The 20,954-nt window shown below is 19.9% G+C and carries 24 protein-coding genes and 4 tRNA genes; all 28 read left to right on the top strand.

The annotated features are described in order from the left end of the window. Positions 1–2: 2 nt before the first annotated feature. Positions 3–77, top strand: a tRNA-Arg gene (locus NAREPO1_RS00960). A 63-nt stretch (positions 78–140) separates the two neighbouring features. Then, a tRNA-Thr gene (locus NAREPO1_RS00955) sits at positions 141–213 on the top strand. Positions 214–228: 15 nt separating this feature from the next. After that, positions 229–312: transfer RNA gene (locus NAREPO1_RS00950), tRNA-Tyr, on the top strand. A gap of 30 nt (positions 313–342) precedes the next feature. Further along, a tRNA-Gly gene (locus NAREPO1_RS00945) sits at positions 343–414 on the top strand. A gap of 49 nt (positions 415–463) precedes the next feature. After that, positions 464–1,648 (top strand): elongation factor Tu, encoded by a 1,185-nt coding sequence (gene tuf, locus NAREPO1_RS00940; RefSeq protein WP_130624143.1) that lies wholly within the window; start codon positions 464–466, stop codon positions 1,646–1,648. A 33-nt stretch (positions 1,649–1,681) separates the two neighbouring features. Next, on the top strand, positions 1,682–1,879 hold the full coding sequence (gene secE / locus NAREPO1_RS01235) for a preprotein translocase subunit SecE (protein ID WP_130624142.1): 198 nt from the start codon (positions 1,682–1,684) through the stop codon (positions 1,877–1,879). A gap of 6 nt (positions 1,880–1,885) precedes the next feature. Continuing rightward, complete coding sequence (nusG, locus tag NAREPO1_RS00930; protein WP_172597198.1) at positions 1,886–2,428, top strand: transcription termination/antitermination protein NusG; 543 nt, start codon at positions 1,886–1,888, stop codon at positions 2,426–2,428. 32 nt (positions 2,429–2,460) lie between these two features. Continuing rightward, entirely contained in the window at positions 2,461–2,880 is a 420-nt protein-coding gene (gene rplK, locus NAREPO1_RS00925; RefSeq protein WP_130624140.1) for a 50S ribosomal protein L11, read from the top strand. Positions 2,881–2,898: 18 nt separating this feature from the next. Next, positions 2,899–3,585 carry a hypothetical protein gene (locus tag NAREPO1_RS00920; protein ID WP_130624139.1) on the top strand — a complete coding sequence of 229 codons (687 nt, stop codon included), beginning with the start codon at positions 2,899–2,901 and terminating at the stop codon, positions 3,583–3,585. An 18-nt stretch (positions 3,586–3,603) separates the two neighbouring features. Next, positions 3,604–4,098 carry a 50S ribosomal protein L10 gene (gene rplJ, locus NAREPO1_RS00915; protein WP_130624138.1) on the top strand — a complete coding sequence of 165 codons (495 nt, stop codon included), beginning with the start codon at positions 3,604–3,606 and terminating at the stop codon, positions 4,096–4,098. 29 nt (positions 4,099–4,127) lie between these two features. Beyond that, on the top strand, positions 4,128–4,487 hold the full coding sequence (gene rplL / locus NAREPO1_RS00910) for a 50S ribosomal protein L7/L12 (RefSeq protein ID WP_130624137.1): 360 nt from the start codon (positions 4,128–4,130) through the stop codon (positions 4,485–4,487). Between the two features lie 86 nt (positions 4,488–4,573). Next, a complete protein-coding gene (gene rpoB, locus NAREPO1_RS00905) occupies positions 4,574–8,563 on the top strand; it encodes a DNA-directed RNA polymerase subunit beta (RefSeq protein WP_130624136.1) in 3,990 nt (1,329 codons plus the stop codon). Positions 8,564–8,570: 7 nt separating this feature from the next. Beyond that, a complete protein-coding gene (gene rpoC, locus NAREPO1_RS00900; protein WP_130624135.1) occupies positions 8,571–12,596 on the top strand; it encodes a DNA-directed RNA polymerase subunit beta' in 4,026 nt (1,341 codons plus the stop codon). 99 nt (positions 12,597–12,695) lie between these two features. After that, entirely contained in the window at positions 12,696–13,064 is a 369-nt protein-coding gene (rpsL, locus tag NAREPO1_RS00895; protein ID WP_130624134.1) for a 30S ribosomal protein S12, read from the top strand. 17 nt (positions 13,065–13,081) lie between these two features. Beyond that, positions 13,082–13,558 carry a 30S ribosomal protein S7 gene (gene rpsG / locus NAREPO1_RS00890; protein WP_130624133.1) on the top strand — a complete coding sequence of 159 codons (477 nt, stop codon included), beginning with the start codon at positions 13,082–13,084 and terminating at the stop codon, positions 13,556–13,558. 13 nt (positions 13,559–13,571) lie between these two features. Beyond that, complete coding sequence (gene fusA / locus NAREPO1_RS00885; protein WP_130624132.1) at positions 13,572–15,671, top strand: elongation factor G; 2,100 nt, start codon at positions 13,572–13,574, stop codon at positions 15,669–15,671. Positions 15,672–15,676: 5 nt separating this feature from the next. Further along, on the top strand, positions 15,677–15,991 hold the full coding sequence (gene rpsJ, locus NAREPO1_RS00880; RefSeq protein ID WP_130624131.1) for a 30S ribosomal protein S10: 315 nt from the start codon (positions 15,677–15,679) through the stop codon (positions 15,989–15,991). Positions 15,992–16,006: 15 nt separating this feature from the next. Continuing rightward, positions 16,007–16,633 carry a 50S ribosomal protein L3 gene (gene rplC / locus NAREPO1_RS00875; RefSeq protein ID WP_130624130.1) on the top strand — a complete coding sequence of 209 codons (627 nt, stop codon included), beginning with the start codon at positions 16,007–16,009 and terminating at the stop codon, positions 16,631–16,633. A gap of 19 nt (positions 16,634–16,652) precedes the next feature. After that, positions 16,653–17,261 (top strand): 50S ribosomal protein L4, encoded by a 609-nt coding sequence (rplD, locus tag NAREPO1_RS00870; protein ID WP_130624129.1) that lies wholly within the window; start codon positions 16,653–16,655, stop codon positions 17,259–17,261. Further along, on the top strand, positions 17,258–17,611 hold the full coding sequence (gene rplW / locus NAREPO1_RS00865) for a 50S ribosomal protein L23 (RefSeq protein ID WP_130624128.1): 354 nt from the start codon (positions 17,258–17,260) through the stop codon (positions 17,609–17,611). Before rplD ends, rplW begins: the two co-directional genes overlap by 4 nt. Further along, positions 17,601–18,431, top strand: coding sequence for a 50S ribosomal protein L2 (gene rplB, locus NAREPO1_RS00860; RefSeq protein ID WP_130624127.1), 831 nt, complete (start codon positions 17,601–17,603; stop codon positions 18,429–18,431). The genes rplW and rplB overlap by 11 nt, the downstream gene beginning before the upstream one ends. A gap of 5 nt (positions 18,432–18,436) precedes the next feature. Next, entirely contained in the window at positions 18,437–18,718 is a 282-nt protein-coding gene (gene rpsS / locus NAREPO1_RS00855) for a 30S ribosomal protein S19 (protein ID WP_130624126.1), read from the top strand. A gap of 7 nt (positions 18,719–18,725) precedes the next feature. Beyond that, positions 18,726–19,082: a 50S ribosomal protein L22 gene (rplV, locus tag NAREPO1_RS00850; RefSeq protein WP_130624125.1), complete on the top strand. Its 357-nt coding sequence runs from the start codon at positions 18,726–18,728 to the stop codon at positions 19,080–19,082. Then, positions 19,066–19,692 (top strand): 30S ribosomal protein S3, encoded by a 627-nt coding sequence (gene rpsC / locus NAREPO1_RS00845; protein ID WP_130624124.1) that lies wholly within the window; start codon positions 19,066–19,068, stop codon positions 19,690–19,692. The genes rplV and rpsC overlap by 17 nt, the downstream gene beginning before the upstream one ends. A 13-nt stretch (positions 19,693–19,705) precedes the next feature. Then, positions 19,706–20,119, top strand: a complete 414-nt coding sequence (gene rplP, locus NAREPO1_RS00840; RefSeq protein WP_130624123.1) for a 50S ribosomal protein L16 — start codon at positions 19,706–19,708, stop codon at positions 20,117–20,119. Continuing rightward, positions 20,109–20,291, top strand: a complete 183-nt coding sequence (gene rpmC / locus NAREPO1_RS00835; RefSeq protein WP_130624122.1) for a 50S ribosomal protein L29 — start codon at positions 20,109–20,111, stop codon at positions 20,289–20,291. Before rplP ends, rpmC begins: the two co-directional genes overlap by 11 nt. 4 nt (positions 20,292–20,295) lie before the next feature. Continuing rightward, complete coding sequence (locus NAREPO1_RS00830) at positions 20,296–20,547, top strand: small ribosomal subunit protein uS17 (RefSeq protein WP_130624121.1); 252 nt, start codon at positions 20,296–20,298, stop codon at positions 20,545–20,547. Between the two features lie 11 nt (positions 20,548–20,558). Next, positions 20,559–20,933: a 50S ribosomal protein L14 gene (rplN, locus tag NAREPO1_RS00825; protein ID WP_130624120.1), complete on the top strand. Its 375-nt coding sequence runs from the start codon at positions 20,559–20,561 to the stop codon at positions 20,931–20,933. Positions 20,934–20,954 lie beyond the last annotated feature (21 nt).

Genomic DNA, 20,954 nt, shown 5'->3' with positions numbered 1-20,954 from the left:
AAGTACTCGTAGTTCAAATTTGGTAGAATACTCGGATACGAACCGAGAGGTTAGAGGTTCAAATCCTCTCGAGTGCATATAATATTTTTTTGTTGATTTTATTTTATAAAAATGATAAAAATTATATATATAGTTGTTTTGCCGACATAGCTTAGTTGGAAGAGCATCTGACTTGTAATCAGAAGGTCAAAGGTTCGAATCCTTTTGTCGGCATTTTGTAGTTTTTTTGGTGAGGTTCCTGAGCGGCCAAAAGGAGCAGACTGTAAATCTGTTGTCAATAAGACTTCGAAGGTTCAAATCCTTCCCTCACCATATTTATTATTTGTTGATTTTTTTTTATTTGCGAACATAATATAATGGTTATTATATTAGCCTTCCAAGCTAAGTATGTGGGTTCGATTCCCACTGTTCGCTTTTTAAAAAAATATTAATAAAATATAATTAAATAATGGTAATATAAAAAATGTCAAAAGAAAAATTTAATAGAACTAAAACTCATATAAATGTTGGGACTATAGGTCATGTTGATCATGGTAAAACTACTTTAACTTCAGCTATAACTATAGTATTATCAAAAAAATTTGGTGGTAATATATATAATTTTGATCAGATAGATAATGCTCCAGAAGAAAAAAAAAGAGGTATAACTATAAATACATCTCATGTTGAGTATGATACTAAATTAAGACATTATGCTCATGTAGATTGTCCAGGTCATGCAGATTATATTAAAAATATGATTACTGGAGCAGCTCAAATGGATGGTGCTATATTAGTTGTTTCTGCTAATGATGGACCTATGCCTCAAACTAGAGAACATATTTTATTAGCTAGACAAGTTGGAGTACCAAAAATTATAGTTTTTATAAATAAATGTGATCTTGTTGAAGATAATGAAATATTAGAATTAATAGAAATGGAAATAAGAGATCTATTATCAAAATATGGTTTTTCAGGAGAAGAAACACCAATAATAAAAGGTTCTGCTTTAAAAGCAATAGAAGGAGATGTAAAATGGGAAAATAGTATTATAGATCTATCAGAAACTTTAGATAAATATATACCAGATCCTAAAAGAGATATAGATAAACCGTTTTTATTACCAATAGAAGATGTTTTTTCAATACCTGGCAGAGGAACTGTTGTTACTGGAAGAATAGAAAAAGGTATTATTAAAATAGGAGATGAAGTAGAGATTGTAGGTATTAAAGATACAATTAAAACAATATGTACAGGAATAGAAATGTTTAGAAAAATTTTAGATGAAGGTAGAGCTGGAGAAAATGTTGGTATTTTATTAAGAGGTGTTAAAAGAGATGATGTTGAAAGAGGGCAAGTTTTATCAAAACCAGGATCAATAAAACCATATACTAAATTTAAATCTGAAGTTTATATATTAACTAAAGATGAAGGAGGTAGACATACTCCATTCTTTAATGGATATAAACCTCAATTTTATTTTAGAACAACTGATGTTACAGGTATAATAGAACTTCCAGATAATGTAGATATGGTTATTCCAGGAGATAATATAAATATTGTTTCTGAATTAATATCTCCTATAGCTATGGAAAATGGTTTAAGATTTGCTATTAGAGAAGGAGGAAAAACAGTTGGAGCTGGATTAGTTACAGAAATTATATTATAAAAATTTTTTAGTAATAAAATAAAAAAATAGTATATGAAAAAAAAATTTAATATTAAATTATTTTTTCTAAATATTAAAAATGAATTTAATAATATTTCTTTTCCTAAATATATTGATACATTTTATTTCTCATTATTTATTATTTTTTTAATTTTTATAATATCTTTATTTATATATATATTAGATTATGTTATTATAAAAATCATATATTATTTAATAAAATTTAAGTAAAATATTGTGGAAAATATAAATAATAAATGGTATGTATTAAAAGTATTATCAGGTTCTGAAGATAAAGTTTTAAAATATATAAAATACTATTCTAATTATTTTAATGTTGATAAATATTTTAAACAAATTATCATACCTAAAGAAGAAATAATAGAAATAAAAAATGGAAAAAAAATAAAAAGTAAAAGAAAATTTTTACCAGGTTATATTTTATTAAATATGGAAGTTAATGATAAAACAATAAATATGATTAATAAAATAAAAAATGTTTTTGGCTTTATTAAAAGCGGTTCTCATTTATCATATATACCAGATGATAAAATTAATAATATTTTAGAAAAAATAAAAATATCATGCGAAAATCCAAAACCAAAAATATTATTTAATATTGGAGAAATAATTAGAATTAAAGATGGACCTTTTGTTGATTTTAATGGTAAAGTTGAAAATATTGATTATTCTAAAAATAGAATTACAGTATATGTCTCAATATTTGGTAGAAATACTCCAGTTAATTTAAATTTTTCTCAAATAGAAAAAATAATTTAATTTTTATAGTTTATTTATATTATATATAATTTATGAAAAAAATAATTTCTTATTTAAAGTTACAAATATATGCTAAAAAAGCTACTCCTAATCCTCCTATAGGATCAATTTTAGGTCAAAAAGGAATTAATATAATTTCTTTTTGTAATAAATTTAATGATAGAACAAAAGATTTTTCTGATATTTTAGTTTCAGTATTTATTACTATTTATGATGATAAATCTTTTGATTTTATTATAAAAACAACTCCTACTTCTATTCTTTTAAAAAAAGAATTAAATATAAATAAAGGATCTTCAAATTGTAAAAACAAAATAATAGGTAGTATAAGTAAAAGCAAAATAGAAGAGATATCAAAAATAAAATTTAATGATATGTTAAATGATGATATAAATATTATATCAAAATCTATTATTGGAACAGCTAAATCAATGGGAATAGAAATAATATAAAGTATAAAACTTATTTTTATGAATAATAATAAAAATGAATATATAAAAATAATAAAAAATATTAATAAGGAAAAAATATATAACTTAAACGACTCTATTAATATATTAAAATCTATTTCATATAGAAATTTTATAGAAAATATAGAAATAGTTATTGTTTTTAATTTAAAATTATTAAAAATTAATTTTAACAATTTATATGGTAATTGTTTATTACCATATTCTAATGGGATATTTCCTAAAATATATATTATATCTTTATATGAAGATAAAAATAATATAGAAAAATTAGGTTTTAATTTTATAAATATTAATGATAATAATATTAAAAAATTAAATTTTAAATTTTCTAATTTATTTTTTATTAAAAATAATATATATATTAATAATAAAAATAATAATTTTATAAAAAATTTAATTAAATATATGATTTTTGATAAAAAATACGGAAATCTAATAAATAATTATGATTTTATAGAAGATAACATAAAAAATGGTAAAAAAATTTTTTATAGATGTAAAAATGGAATATTGAATTTAGTAATTGGGAAAATTAATTATAAGAATGAATATTTAGTAGATAATATAATTTCTTTTTATAAACATTTATTAAATAATAAAATAATAATTAATAATAAAAAAAATATATTTAAAAAAATTTATATAACTTCTACTATGGGAATTAGTTTAAAAATAAATATATAAAAAGAAAAAATACCTTATATGAATAATAAAAATTTTATTATAAAAAAAAATATAATAGATAAATTTGATATTTTATTTACTAAATTTAAAATATTTTTTTTTATTAATATTAATAATATGCCTTCTAGAGATATTAATATTTTTAGAAAAAATTTAAAAAAAAATAATTCTGTTTCTTTTTTTATTAAAAAAACATTATTAAATAATTATTTTAAAAAAAATAAATTAAATAATTTAATTAATTTAAATATATTTGAACAAAATTTAATAATATTTTCAAATGAAGATGTTTTAAATATAGTTAAGTTTTTAGTAAATTTTATTAATATTATAAATATTAGTAAAATTAGTTATTTATATTATAATAAAAATATATATGATACTAATTATATAAAATATTTATATAATATTCCTACTTATGAAAAATCTATATTTAATTTAGTAATAATTCTAAAATATTTATCTATTGGTAAATTTTTAAATTTATTGCATATAATAAATAAAAAACATTAAGAGTTTATTAATTTATATATAAAAAGATTATGATTTCAAAAGAAGATATTGTAGAAACTATATCAAATATGTCTGTTTTAGAAGTATCTGAATTAATATTAATGATAGAAAAAAAATTTTCTATAAAATATTCTGATATTATTTTAAATAATAATAAAAAAGAAAATATAGAAGAAAAAAAAATATTTAATTTAACATTAAAATCTGTAGGTTCAAATAAAATATCAGTTGTTAAATTAGTTAGATCTATTACAAATTTAGGATTAAAAGAATCTAAAGATTTAGTTGAATCATGTCCTGTTATAATAAAAGAAAACATTGATAAAGAAGAATTTATTAAAATTAAAAAAATGTTTGAAGATATAGGATCTATTGTTGATTTAAATTAAACTAATATTTTAATAAAAATATTTTATATATATTTATTATATTATATATATATTTTTTATTAATATTTTAATAAAATGATAAAATAATGAATATTTTAAAAAAGAATTTTAGAAAAAGTTTTAATAAATATAATTCAATTATAGAATTACCAAATTTATTAGATATACAAAAAGAATCTTTTTCAAAGTTTATAGAATTTGGAATAAATAATATATTAAATTCTATATTTCCTATATTTAATTATAATAATAATATAGAACTTAGATACATAAATTATAATATAGAAAAAAATGTTAATGTAGATTCTGATGAATGTAAATTAAAAGGATTAACTTATTCAATTTGTTTAAAAATTATATTAGAATTAATTATTTATAATAAAAATAATGAAATAATTAATAAAATTGAACAAGAAGTTTATATTGGAGATATTCCTAATATGACAAAAAATGGATCATTTATAATTAATGGAGTAGAAAAGGTAATTGTATCTCAATTACATAGAAGTCCTGGAGTTTTTTTTGATATTGTAAAAGAAAAAAATATACAATTAAAAAACTTATATAACGCTAGAATAATTCCATATAGAGGATCATGGATTGATTTTGAATTTGATATAAAAGATTGTATATTTGCTAGAATAGATAGAAAGAAAAAATTTCCAGTTACAATGTTTTTACATTGTATAAATTATTCTAATAAGGATATAATAAATCTATTTTATAAAATTTTAGAAATAGACATTATAGATAATAAATTTTATATAAATATAGATTTTTTATTGAATAAAAAATCTAATTTTAATATATATATTGAAAATGTTTTAGAAATTAATAAATCAGAAATTTTTACATTAGAGATTATATTAAATTTAAAAAGTAAAAATATAAGTTTTTTAGAAATAGAAGATAATGAAATTATTAATAGTATAATATTTGATGATTGTTTTGATAATAGTAAAAATATATTTTTAAAATCTTTTAGTAAAATAAGTAAAGATTTAGTAAATAAAATTTTAAAATTTTGTAATAAATTATTTATAATAGATATTTTAAATTCTAGTTATGGGTTATCTATATTTAATACGTTGAAAAAAGATTATACTATTGATTATAAAGATTCTATAAATGAAATACAAAAATATATTAGACCTGGTGAATTTTCTTCTTTTGAATCGTCAGAATATTTATTTAAATCTTTATTTTTTAAAAAAAATAAATATGATTTATCAAATGTTGGTAGATTGAAAATAAATCAATCTATAAACAATTATGATAGTAATGAAAATATATTAAATAATAATGATATTATATTAATATTAAAAAAATTAATTAATATAAAAAATGGAATATATAAAATAGATGATATAGATAATTTAGAAAATCGTAGAATTAAATTAGTAGGAGAAATGATAGAAAATCAATTTAGAATAGGATTGTTAAGAATAGAAAAAAATGTTAAAGACAAATTATCAGTAGTAAATGATTTATGTAATATAACTCCACAAAAAATAATAAGTTCTAAACAGCTTTCTGCAACAATAAAAGAATTTTTTAATTCTAGTCAGTTATCTCAGTTTATGGATCAAAATAACCCTTTGTCAGAAATAACTCATAAAAGAAGAATATCATCTTTAGGTCCTGGTGGATTAACAAGAGAAAGAGCTGGATTTGAAGTTAGAGATGTTCATTATACTTATTATGGAAAATTATGTCCTATCGAAACTCCGGAAGGGCCAAATATAGGTTTGATTAATTCTTTATCTATATATTCAAGAGTTAATAAATATGGTTTTTTAGAAACTCCATATAGAGTTGTAAATAATGGAATAGTTACTAATAAAGTTAAATATTTATCTTCTAATGAAGAATTTAATAATATAATAGTTCAAGCTAATTATAATTTGGATAAAAATAATAAATTTAAAGATATTAAATTAATATGCAGATATAATGGAGAATTTAATTTATTTAATTCAAATGATATTAATTATATGGATATATCAAATCAACAAATAGTTTCTGTTGGTTCTTCATTAATACCTTTTTTAGAACATAATGATGCTAATAGAGCATTAATGGGAGCTAATATGCAAAGACAAGCAGTTCCATTAATGATTTCTGAATCTCCATTAGTTGGAACTGGTATGGAAATAATAGTTTCTAAAGATACTAATTATACTATATATGCTAAAAGAGGAGGAATAGTTAGTTATTTAGATAGTGACTGTATTATTATAGAAGTAAATAATGAAGAGGTAAATGAAAGTAATCCATTATATATTGATATATATAGATTAAAAAAATTTAATAAATCTAATCAAAATACATGTATAAATTATATACCTATTGTAAATATAAATGATAAGATTAATAAAAATGATATAATATCTGATTCACAATCAACAAATTTTGGAGAATTATCTTTAGGCAAAAATATAAGAGTAGCATTTATGTCTTGGTATGGATATAATTTTGAAGATTCTATGATAATTTCTGAAAAATTAGTAAGAGATAATATATTTACAAGTATACATATACAAGAATTTTCTTGTATATGTAGAGAAACAAAATTAGGAAAAGAAGAAATAACAGCTGATATTCCTAATATTTCTGATTCTTTACTTTCAAAATTAGATGAATGTGGAATAATATATAAAGGTTCTTATGTTAGTCCAGGAGATATATTAGTTGGAAAAGTTACTCCGAAAAATGAAACTCAATTGACTCCAGAAGAAAAGTTATTAAGAGCTATATTTGGAGAAAAAGCTTCTGATATAAAGGATACTTCATTGAGAGTTCCTAATGGTATTTTTGGAACTGTAATAGATGTTCAAATATTTATAAAAGATGGAATTAAAAAAGATAAAAGATATATTGATATAGAAAATGATAAATTAAATAAATTTAAAAAATTTATTGATGATGAAAAAAATATATTATCAAATATTTTAATAAATAATATAAAAAATTTATGTATAAAAAATAATATTAATTATGATTATAATAATTTAAAAAATAAACAATTTGAATATTTATTAAAAGATAATAAAATTACAAATGATTTAAAAAAAATAATAAAATACTTAGAAAGTATAGATAGTATATATGATAACAAATATGCTTTATTTAAAAATAAGATTATTCAATATGATGATTTGTCTAATGATATATTAAAAATAGTTAAAATATATATAGCTACTAAAAAATATATTCAAATAGGAGATAAGATGGCTGGTAGACATGGAAATAAAGGAGTAATATCTAAAATAAATTCTATAGAAGATATGCCTTTTGATGAATATGGAAATACTATAGATATTATACTTAATCCATTGGGAGTACCATCTAGAATGAATATAGGTCAAATATTAGAAGCACATTTAGGATCTTCTTTAAAGAATATAGGAAAAAATATTCAATATTTATATGATAAATATAATGATATAGAAAGAATAAGAAAATATTTAAGTAAAATATATAATTTTGATAAGAAAGATAATATAATAGATTTTAATAAATTTACAAATTCAGAAATATATATTATTTATAATAATATAAAAAATGGTCTTAAAATTTCTACTCCTGTATTTGATGGAATTAATGAATACGAAATTAAAAAAATGCTAAACTTATCAAATTTGCCAGATTCTGGACAAATTGATTTATTTGATGGATTTACTGGAGATAAATTTGATAGAAAAGTTACTGTTGGATATATATATATGATGAAATTAAATCATTTAGTTGATGATAAAATGCACGCTAGATCTACTGGATCTTATAGTTTAATTACTCAACAACCTTTAGGAGGTAAAGCTCAATTTGGAGGTCAAAGATTTGGAGAAATGGAAGTTTGGGCTTTAGAGGCTTATGGAGCCGCATATACATTAAAAGAAATGTTAACAGTTAAATCAGATGATGTAGATGGTAGATCTAATATGTATAAAAATATAATTTATGGTAATAATAATATTGAATCAAATATACCAGAATCATTTAATGTATTATTTAATGAAATAAAATCTTTAGCTATAAATATAGAACTTAATGAAAAAACAAAAAATAATGAGTAAATAAATAATGAATAATTTATATAAAAAATTTAATTCAATAAAATTGTCTATAGCTTCACCTGATATTATAAGATCATGGTCGTATGGAGAGGTAAAAAAGCCTGAAACTATAAATTATAGAACATTTAAACCTGAAAGAGATGGATTATTTTGTTCTAAAATTTTTGGTCCTATAAAAGATTATGAGTGTTTATGTGGAAAATATAAAAAGGTTAAATTTAAAGGAATAAAATGTGAAAAATGTGGTGTTGAAATTATAGAATCTAAAGTTAGAAGAATTAGAATGGGTCATATAGAATTATCTTCTCCTGTTGCTCATATATGGTTTTTAAGATCATTACCTTCAAAAATAGGTTTATTATTAGATATGTCTATTAAAGACATAGAAAAAGTTTTATATTTTGAATCTTATATTATAACTAAAAGTAATAATAATAAATTTCCAATAGGAAAAATAATATCTGAAAAAGAATTTTTAGATATTAATAATTTTGATTTTGAAGTTAAAATGGGAGCTGAAGCAATTCAGATTTTATTAAAAAATATAAATTTACAACAAGAACTTATAAAATTAAATAAAATATTAAGTTATACTCAATCAGATTTTAAAAATAAAAGAATATTAAAAAGAATTGATTTAATAAAATCTTTTATAAATTCTAATAATAAACCTGATTGGATGATATTAAATGTATTACCTATATTACCTCCAGATTTAAGACCTTTAGTTCCATTAGACGGTGGAAGATTTGCTACATCAGATTTAAATGATCTTTATAGAAGAGTAATAAATAGAAATAATAGATTAAGAAAATTAATAAATTTATCTGCTCCTGATATTATAATAAAAAATGAAAAAAGAATGTTACAAGAATCTGTTGATTCTTTATTAGATAATAGTCGTCAAGATAAAACTATAAGTTCTAAAAGACATTTAAAATCATTATCTGATATGATAAAAGGTAAACATGGTAGATTTAGACAAAATTTATTAGGAAAAAGAGTTGACTATTCTGGAAGATCTGTTATAACTGTTGGACCATATTTAAAATTGAATCAATGTGGAATTCCAAAAGAAATGGCTTTAGAATTATTTAAACCATTTATTTATAATAAACTTATTGAAAATGGTATATCAAACAATTTAAAGTCTTCTAAAAAAATTGTTGATTCTAAAGATTCTATTGTTTGGGATGTATTATTAGAAATAATTAAAGATTATCCAATTCTTCTTAATAGAGCTCCTACTTTACATAGATTAGGTATACAATCTTTTTATCCTATATTAATAGAAGGAAAATCTATTCAATTGCATCCATTAGTATGTACAGCATATAATGCAGATTTCGATGGAGATCAAATGGCTATTCATATACCTATATCAATAGAATCTAAGATAGAATCTAAAATATTAATGATGTCTACTAATAATATTTTATCTCCTTCAAATGGAGATCCTGTTATAATACCTTCTCAAGATATAATAATAGGAATATATTATCTAACTGTTAATATAGATGAAAATATAAAATATAATTCAATATTTTCTAATTTAAATGAAGTTAAAAAATATTATGATATGAATATTATAAGTATTCATACAAATATAAAAGTTAGAATATTAGAAATTATAAATAATGAAGAAATATATAATATAGTATCTACTACTGTAGGAAGAATATTATTATGGGATTTTTTTCCAAAAAAATTAAGATTTAATTTAATAAATAAATGTTTAAGAAAAAAAGATATATTAAATCTTATTAATATAAGTTATAAATTACTTGGTATAAAAGATACTATAAAATTAATAGATAATTTAATGTATATTGGTTTTATATATGCATCTAAATCTGGAATTTCTGTTAGTCTTGATGATTTAGTAATACCAGATAAAAAATTTAATATAATAAATAAAGCTGATATTGAAGTAGAAAATATACAAAATCAGTATAAATCAGGATTATTAAGTAATGAAGAACGTTATAATAAAATTATTAATATATGGTTAAATGTTAGTGAAGAAATAACTACTGAAATGATAAATAATTTATCTAAATATAAAAATAGTTCTAATTATAAAGAATTATTAAATAGTATTTTTATAATGTATGATTCAGGAGCAAGGGGTTCTTCAACTCAAATTAGACAATTATCAGGTATAAGAGGTTTAATGACTAAACCAGATGGTTCTATAATAGAAAATCCTATAAAATCTAATTTTAAAGAAGGATTAGATGTTTTTCAATATTTTATATCAACTCATGGAGCTAGAAAAGGTTTAGCTGATACTGCTTTGAAAACGGCAAATTCTGGATATTTAACTAGAAGATTAGTAGATGTAGCGCAAGATTTAGTAATAACAAAATATAATTGTAATACAAAAGAAGGAATATATATATATGATATATTAGAAAATGAAAAAATAAAAGAAGAAATATATAATAAAATTTTTGGAAGATTTATTATAAATGATATATGTATTAATAATAAAATCATAATACGTGATAATACAATAATAGATAGTAATATTTGTAATATAATAGAATTTAATTTAATAAATAAATTAAAAATAAGATCTGTTATAATGTGTGATAATGAATTTGGAATATGTTCTGTGTGTTACGGAATAGATTTATCAAATGGAAATATTGTTAGTCAAGGAGAATCTGTTGGAGTTATTGCTGCTCAGTCTATAGGTGAACCTGGTACTCAATTAACTATGAGAACTTTTCATATAGGAGGAGCTGCTTTTAGTAACTCCATAATAGATTCAAATATATATTCCAAATATTCGGGAATATTAGACTTTAATAACCTTAAATATGTTAAAAATAAATTTGATCAATTTGTAGTTATATCAAAAAATTCTGAAATTAAAATATTTAATAATAATGAATTACAAGGCAAATATAAAATTCCATATGGATCAATAATATATAAGATGAATAATGATTTTGTAAAATCTGGAGATTTATTAATAAAATATGATCCATATTATATACCTATAATTTCAAATATTGACGGTAGAGTAAAATTTAAAGATATAATAGTAGATAAAACTGTTATAAATAAATTAGATGAAATAACTGGAATAGATTTTATAATGATAATAGATTATCATGATAGATTAATAGAAAATAGAAATTTTTTACCAACAATAGAAATTATAAATAGTAATAATGAATCATATCAATTTATAATTCCTGATAAATCTATAATTCAAGTTCATGATAATGAGTATATTAATTGTGGAGATATTATAGCAAAAATACCTCAGAATAAAGGATCAATAAAAGAAGATATAACTGGAGGTTTACCTAGAATTTCTGATTTATTTGAAGTTCGTAATCCTAAAAATCAAGCTATTTTAGCAGAAGAAAATGGAATTATTTTTATTAATAATTTACCTAAAGGTAAAAGAAAAATTATTATAAAATCTATTGATAATAATAAAATACTATATGAAACAATAATTCCAAAATGGAAAAATTTACAAGTTTTAAATGAGAGTTTAGTAGAAAAAGGAGATATTATATCAGATGGTCAAGCTTCTTTAAATGATATATTAAGATTAAGAGGATTAAATAAATTAATTAATTTTATGATAGATGAAATACAATCTATATATAAATTACAGGGAGTTAAAATAAATGATAAACATATAGAAATTATAATTAAACAAATGTTGAAAAAAGTTTTAATAATTGATCCAGGAGAATCATTTTTAAATAAAAATGATAGTATAGAGTTTATAAAGGTAAAAAAAATTAATTATGATTTAAACAAAAAAAATAAAAAAAATATTAAATACCAACATATTTTATTAGGAATTACAAAATCATCATTAATAACTGATTCATTTATATCTTCAGCATCATTTCAAGAAACTACTAGAGTTTTAACAGAATCTTCTATATTAGGAAAAATAGATTTTTTAAAAGGATTAAAAGAAAATGTTATTGTAGGCAGATTAATACCTGCTGGAACTGGGTATATTGACTATCAAAAAAAAATGAATTTTGAAAAATAAAAAATAAAATAAAATTAATTTATTAGATTTTATTATTAAAATTTAGTATAATTAATTTATTTATTTTTTTTTTAAATTTAATTTCAATTATATTTTAAAGTGACTACTATAAATCAATTAATAAAAAATTCTAGAAAAAAGAAAAAATATAAAAGTAATACATTGGCATTAAATAAATGTCCTCAAAAAAGAGGGATATGTATTAAAGTTTATACTATTACTCCTAAAAAACCCAATTCTGCTTTAAGAAAAGTTTGTAGAGTAAGATTAACTAATAATTATGAAATAACAGCATATATATCAGGAGAAGGTCATAATTTACAAGAACATTCTTCAGTTTTAGTAAGAGGTGGAAGAGTTAAAGATTTACCTGGTGTTAGATATCATGTTATTAGAGGAATATTAGATTGTAATGGCGTTAAAGATAGAAAAAAAAGTAGATCTAAATATGGAACAAAAAAAATATAAATTTAAAAAATAATTTTATGTCTCGTAAAAATTTATCATTTAATAAAAAAATATTACCAGATTATAAATTTAATTCTAAAATAATATCTAAATTTATAAATTTATTAATGTTAAAAGGAAAAAAAACTTTAGCAAGATATATTGTTTATAAATCTTTAGATATTTTTTTTAATAAAATAAATAACTTTGATATATTAAATTTTGAAAAAAATGTAATAGAAAAAGTTAAACCAATTATTGAAGTAAAATCTAGAAAAATTGGTGGATCAAAATATAGTATACCTGTTGAAATAAGTATTAATAGAGCAAACACTTTAGCTATTAGATGGATAATAAATTCAGCTAGAAAAAGATTAGAAAATAAGTTTATGTTTATTAAATTATCTAATGAATATATTGATATATTAAATAATAAAGGGTTTTCTTTAAAAAAAAGAGATGAAATTCATAAGATAGCTGAATCAAATAAAGCTTTTACTCATTATAAACTATAAATAAAAAATTTTTATGACTAATATAAAAAATTATAGAAATATAGGAATAAGTGCTCATATAGATGCTGGAAAAACAACTTTAACAGAAAGAATACTTTTTTATACAGGAATAAATAGAAAAATTGGTGAAGTTCATGATGGTTTAGCAACTATGGATTGGATGAAACAAGAACAAGAAAGAGGTATTACAATAACTTCTGCTACTACAACTTGTTTTTGGTCTGGAATAGATAATAAATATGATCAACATAGAATTAATATAATTGATACACCAGGTCATGTTGATTTTACTATAGAAGTGGAAAGATCTATGAGAATATTAGATGGAGCTATAATGGTTTACTGTTCTGTTGGTGGAGTTCAACCTCAATCAGAAACAGTTTGGAAACAAGTTAATAAATATTCTATACCTAGAATAGCATTTATAAATAAAATGGATAGATTAGGTTCTAACTATTTTGATATAATTAATCAAATAAAAAATAAGTTAAATTGTAATGCAGTTCCTTTATTTTTGCCTATAATCTTAAAAGATACTTTTTTAGGATTAGTTGATTTAATAGAAATGAAATCTATTTATTGGAATGAAAATAATTATGGATCTGAATTTTTTTTTGATAAAATTCCAGATGATATGTTAAATATATCTAATTATTGGAGAAATAATTTAATAGAAATTTCTGTAGAATCTTCTGAATCTTTATTAAATAAATATATAGATAATAATTTATCTAATAAAGATATTATATTTGGATTAAGAAAAAAAACATTAGATAATTCTATTATGTTAATAACATGCGGGTCTGCATTTAAAAATAAAGGAGTTCAGCCATTATTGGATATGATAATAGAATATTTGCCATCTCCGTTAGATATTCCTGATATAAAATGTATAGAAATTGGTAAAGAAAATAAAAAAGAAATATATATTAATGCATTAAATAAAAATTTTTCAGCCTTAGTTTTTAAAATTTATTCAGATCCATGTATAGGAAATCTAACATTTTTTAGAGTATATTCTGGAAATATAAAATCTGGAAATTTTGTATTTAATTCAAATAAAAATTGTAAAGAAAGATTAGGTAGAATTGTTCAAATGCATGCTAATAATAAATTTGAAATAAAAGAAGTTAATTCAGGTGATATAGCAGCAGTAATAGGATTAAAAAATGTTTCAACTGGTGATACTTTATGTGATATAAAATTTAATCCTATTATTTTTGAAAACATAGAATTTCCAAATCCGGTTATTTCTATAGCTGTTGAACCTAATACAAAATTAGATCAAGATAAAATGAGTATAGCAATATCTAAATTATTGCAAGAAGATCCATCATTTAAATCTTATGTTAATAACGATACTGGACAAACAATAATTTCTGGAATGGGAGAATTACATTTAGAAATATTAACTGATAGAATGAAAAGAGAGTTTAATATTGATTTTAAAATGGGAAAACCTGAAGTTTCATATAGAGAAACTATAAAAAAACTAGTTAGAAAAGAAGGTAAATATATTAGACAAACTGGAGGTAGAGGTCAATTTGGACATGTATTTATTCAAATAGAACCTTGTTATGATAAAAATTATATATTTGTTAATAATATAATAGGAGGAGCGATACCAAAAGAATATATACCATCTATTGATAAAGGTATACAAGAACAAATGAAAATAGGAATTTTAGCAGGATACCCTATTGTTAATATAAAAGTTTCATGTTATGATGGATCATATCATCCTGTAGATTCATCTGAAATAGCATTTAAAATAGCTGGATCTATTGCATTTAAAAAAGCTTTTTTAGATGCAGATCCAGTAATATTAGAACCAATTATGAAAGTAGAAGTTATAACTCCTATAGAATATATGGGAGATATTATAGGAGATTTAAATAAAAGAAGGGGAATAATAAATAATATAAAAGAAAATTTTAATAATAAAATAATTATTTCTTATGTTCCATTATCAGAAATGTTTGGTTATTCAACAGATTTAAGATCTAAAACTAAAGGTAGAGCCAATTATTCTATGGAATTTTTAAAATATAAAGAATCTCCTAAATATATATTAGATAAAATAATTAATAAAAAAAATATTAATAATAAATAATTTTTATGATTAATAAAAATAAAATACGCATAAAATTAAAATCATTTAATTTTAAATTTATAAATAATTCTTCAAAGGAAATAATAAATACTGCTAAAAAAACAGGAGCAAATGTTATTGGACCCGTTTTTTTACCTACTAGAAGAGAAAGATATACAATATTAACCTCCCCTCATGTAAATAAAGATGCTAGAGATCAGTATGAAATTTTGACTTATAAAAGATTAATAGACATTAATAATATATCTAATAAAACAATAGATGCATTAATGAAATTAGAATTAAATTCAGGCGTTAGTGTACAAATAATTTTACTTTAAATTTTTTAAAAAAATATGATATATATGATTGGTTTTAAATGTGGCATGACTAGATTTTTCTTAGAAAGCGGCTCTATTCCTATAACTGTAATTAAAATTTTTGATAATAGAATAATATCAATAGATAATATTAATAATAATAGATCTATTATTAAAATAACTTCTGGAGTAAAATTAAAAAAAAAATTTAATAAACCATTTTTAGGTATTTTTAATAAAAAAAAAATAACTCCAAGTTCTATAATAAAAAGTTTTATTATAGATAATGATTATTTAAAAAATAATATTAAAGATAATTTGTTTATTAAATTAGATTATTTTTTAAATTTTAGTAAAGTAAATATAACAGGAATATCTAAAGGAAAAGGTTTTTCTGGTGTTATAAAAAGATGGAATTTTAAATCACAAGATGCTTCTCATGGAAATTCGTTATCACATAGAGCTTCAGGATCTATAGGTCAAAATCAGTCACCTGGTAGAGTACATAAAGGTAAAAAAATGGCCGGTCATTATGGATGTGATAAAATAACAATAAAAAATATTAAAATATTTAAAATAGATATTAATAATAAATTACTTTTTGTAAAAGGATCTATTCCTGGTTATAATAATAATAATGTATATATAAAATTTGTATGTTAAATCTTCTTAATTTATCATTATGAAAATAATTTTAAAAGATACTAAAAAAGAAATAGATATTTTAGATAATATTTTTAATGTAAAATATAATGAATCTGTTATACATCAAGTATATGTTTCATATTTATCTAATATTAGACAAAATACTAAATTAAATAAAAATAGATCTAATGTTTCTGGATCTAATAAAAAACCATGGAAACAAAAAGGAACTGGTAAAGCTAGATCTGGTTGTATTAGAAGTCCTATTTGGAGATCTGGAGGTGTTACATTTGGTAATCAAAGAAAAAATTATGTATGTAAAATAAATAAAAAAATGTATAAATTAGCATGTAAATCTATGTTTTCTAAATTTATAAATATTAATTCATTTATAGTATTCAATGAATTTTATGTCAATTCTATAAAAACAAAATATTTATATAATAAAATTTTTAATATAGTTAAAAAAAATAAAACTGTTATTTTAATAGATAAATATAATGAATATTTAATTAAATCTTCTAATAACATTTATTTTTTATATGTTAAGTGTATTTTTGATATAAACTTAATAAGTTTATTAAATTTTAATTATATTATCTTAACAGAATTTACTTTAAGAAATCTAGAAAAATTATTATTATGATTATTAATATAAAAAATTTATATTTGTTTGATATAATTAAAAATATTTATATATCTGAAAAATCTAATTTTTTATTAGAAAAATCAAACATTTTAGTATTTAAAGTAAATAATAAATATAATAAAATAGATATAAAAAGATCTATAGTTTATTTTTTTAATTTAAAAATAAAAAAAATAAATGTATGTTTAGTTAAGAAAAAAAAAAATAAAAAAATAAAAAATAATAAATTTGGATATAGTAAATTATGGAAGAAAGTTTATGTTATATTAGAATCAAATCAAAAAAAGATTTTTTTAAATAAATTAAATGAAATAAATAGTAGTAATATAATAGATTATGAAAAGTAATATTATTAAATATAAACCAACATCACCAGGAATTAGACATTTAAGAAGATTAAAAAATAATTTCTTATTTAAAGGTAAAAATAAGAATAAGAAAATGATTTTTCCTATAAAAAAAACTGGTGGTAGAAATAATCAAGGAAAAATTACAGTTAGACATATAGGAGGTGGTCATAAAAGAAAATATCGTATTATAGATTTTAAAAGAAATAAAGATAATATATTTGCAAAAGTTATTAGATTAGAATATGATCCTAATAGGTCGTGTAATATAGCTTTAATTGTTTATAGTGATGGTATAAAAAAATATATTTTATTACCAAAAAATTTAAATATAGGAGATAAAATTATATCTGGAAGTAAAGTTGATATAAAAATAGGAAATTGTATGGAGATAAAAAATATTCCTATAGGAACTAATATACATAATATAGAAATGTTACCAAAGAAAGGAGGTAAAATATCTAGATCCGCAGGATCTTATTCTCAATTATTATCTAAAGATAAAAAATATTCTATAATAAAATTAAAATCTGGTGAAATAAGAAAAATTCTTTCTTCTTGTAGAGCTACTATAGGAGAAGTAGGAAATGAAAAAATGTTTTTACAATCTTTAGGAAAAGCGGGAGCTAATAGATGGAGAGGAACAAGACCAACAGTTAGAGGAACAGCTATGAATCCTGTTGATCATCCTCATGGAGGTGGTGAAGGAAAAAATTTTGGTAAACATCCTGTTACACCTTTAGGTATTAAAACTAAAGGTAAAAAAACTAGAAAAAATAAAAGAACAAATAAATTCATCATTAAAAAAAGAAAAAAATAAAATTTATGTCTCGTTCTGTTAAAAAAGGTCCTTTTATTGATTTACATTTAATAAAAAAGGTAGATAATTTATTAAAAAATAAAGATAATAAAATAATTAAAACTTGGTCTAGAAGATCTGTTATTTTTCCTAAAATGATAGGTCTAACTATAGCTGTTCATAATGGTAAAAAGCATATACCAGTGTATATAACTGAAGAAATGGTTGGTCATAAATTAGGAGAATTTTCACCTACTAGAACATATAAAGGGCATATTACAAAAAATAAAAAAATAAATAAAAAATAAAAAATATATGAATATATATTCAAAGTACAAATTTGCTAAATCTTCTGATTTAAAATTAAGAATTGTTGCCAATTCTATAAATAAAAAATTGTCTGCTGAAAAAAATATGCATATATTATCTTTATCTAACAAAAAATCTTCATTTTTAATAAATAAAGCATTAAAATCTGCTATATTTAATGCAATAAATAATTATAATATAAATATTAATGATTTATTTATAGAAAAAATATTAATTAATAAAGGGCCTTATATAAAAAAAGTTTTTCCTAGAGCAAAAGGTAGAGTTAATTATATAAAAAAAAGAACTAGTCATATAATAATAAAATTAAATATTAAAAAAAAAGATGGGACAAAAAGTTAATCCTATAATATTTAGATTAGGAATAAATAAATTTTGGAATTCTATATGGTATTCAGATAAAAAAAAATTTTTAGATAATTTAAGAAATGATTATTTAATAAGAAATTTTATTAATATTTATTTACATAAAGTTCCAATATCAAATATAATAATAGAAAGATTATCTAGTAATATTATTATTAATATATATACTTCTAAACCAGGAATTATAATAGGTAAAAAAGGAGAAGATTTAATAAAGTTAAAAAATAAAATTAGTGGTATATCAAAAATAGAAACTTTAATTAAAGTTTTTGAAGTTAAAAATCCCGAATTAGATGCAAAATTAATTTCTGAAAATATATCTTTTCAAATAAAAAAAAAAAAATCATTTAGAAAAGTTATTAAAAGATATATACAACAATCTATGAAATATGGAGCTTTAGGTATAAAAATTAAAATAAGTGGAAGGTTAGGAGGTTCGGATATAGCAAGATCAGAATGGTACAAAGAAGGAAGAATTCCATTACACACAATAAGATCTAATATAGATTATAATTGTTCAATATGTAAAACTACATATGGTATAATTGGAATAAAAGTTTGGGTATTTAAAGGAATGATTTTTTAAAAAAAAAAAAAATATGCTACAACCAAAAAATTCAAAATATACTAAATGTCATAAAAGTAAGACAAAAGGAATTTTAAATATGTTTATAAATTTTGGTTCATTTGCCATAGTTTCTATGGAAAGTGGAAGAATAACTTCTTTTCAAATAGAATCTACAAGAAGAGTTATAACTAAAATTTTAAAAAAAGAAAGTAAGATATGGATAAGAATATTTCCAGATAAACCTTTTACAAAAAAGCCATTAGAAGTTAGAATGGGAAAAGGAAAAGGAAATTTAGAATATTGGGTTTCTTTTATAAAACCTGGATCTATATTATATGAAATAGATAATGTTGATGAAAAATTAGCGAATAAGTCTTGTAAACACGCTTCTTTTAAATTACCAATAAAAATAATACTTATGAAAAAAAGATTATATGAAATATAATGAAAATGTTTATAACAAATTATTAATGATGTTAAATAATAAAATTAAATTAAAGATAAAATTAGCTAATAATCTTTTAAAAAAAACTCATTTAATAAAAAAAAATAATAAAAATATAGCAAGGATAAAAATGATGATTTCATATAAAAAAAAAAATAATAATAAAAAATGAAAAAATGAATAATTTGAAAATATGTAAATTTTTAAAATGCTGTGTTATAAAAAAAAATGGAAATAAGTCTATTATAGCTTCTTATTTAAGAATTAAAAAACATAATCTTTATAAAAAAAATATAAAACTTAATATTAAAATTAAAATTCATGACGAGTATAATATTTCTAATATAGGAGATATAATTTTAGTAAGATATTTTAGACCAATATCAAAAACTAAATCATGGATTCTATATAAAAAAATAAATAGCTAAAAAATAAAATTATGATACAAGAACAAAGTATTTTATATGTTGCTGATAATTCTGGAGCAAAAAAAGTATTATGTATTAAGGTTTTAGGAGGATCTAGAAAAAAATATGCATATATAGGTGATATTATAAAAATATCTGTTAAAGAAATATTAAATAATAAGAGTAAAGTAAAAAAAGGAGAAGTTTTAAAAGCTTTAATTATAAGAATTAAAAAAAAAATATATAGAAAAGATGGAACTTTTATAAAATTTGATAATAATTTTTGTATATTATTAAATGATAAAACATTACAACCTATTGGAACAAGAATATTTGGTCCTGTTACTAAAGAGTTAAGAGATAAAAATTTTATGAAAATAATATCATTAGCAAATGAAGTTTTATAATTTTAATCTTTAACATTTTAT

Source organism: endosymbiont of Euscepes postfasciatus, assembly GCF_004296535.1.
Taxonomy (GTDB): Bacteria; Pseudomonadota; Gammaproteobacteria; order Enterobacterales; family Enterobacteriaceae; genus Nardonella.
The sequence above is the reverse complement of the archived record's forward strand: the minus strand, read 5'-3'. Positions and strand labels throughout refer to the sequence as shown.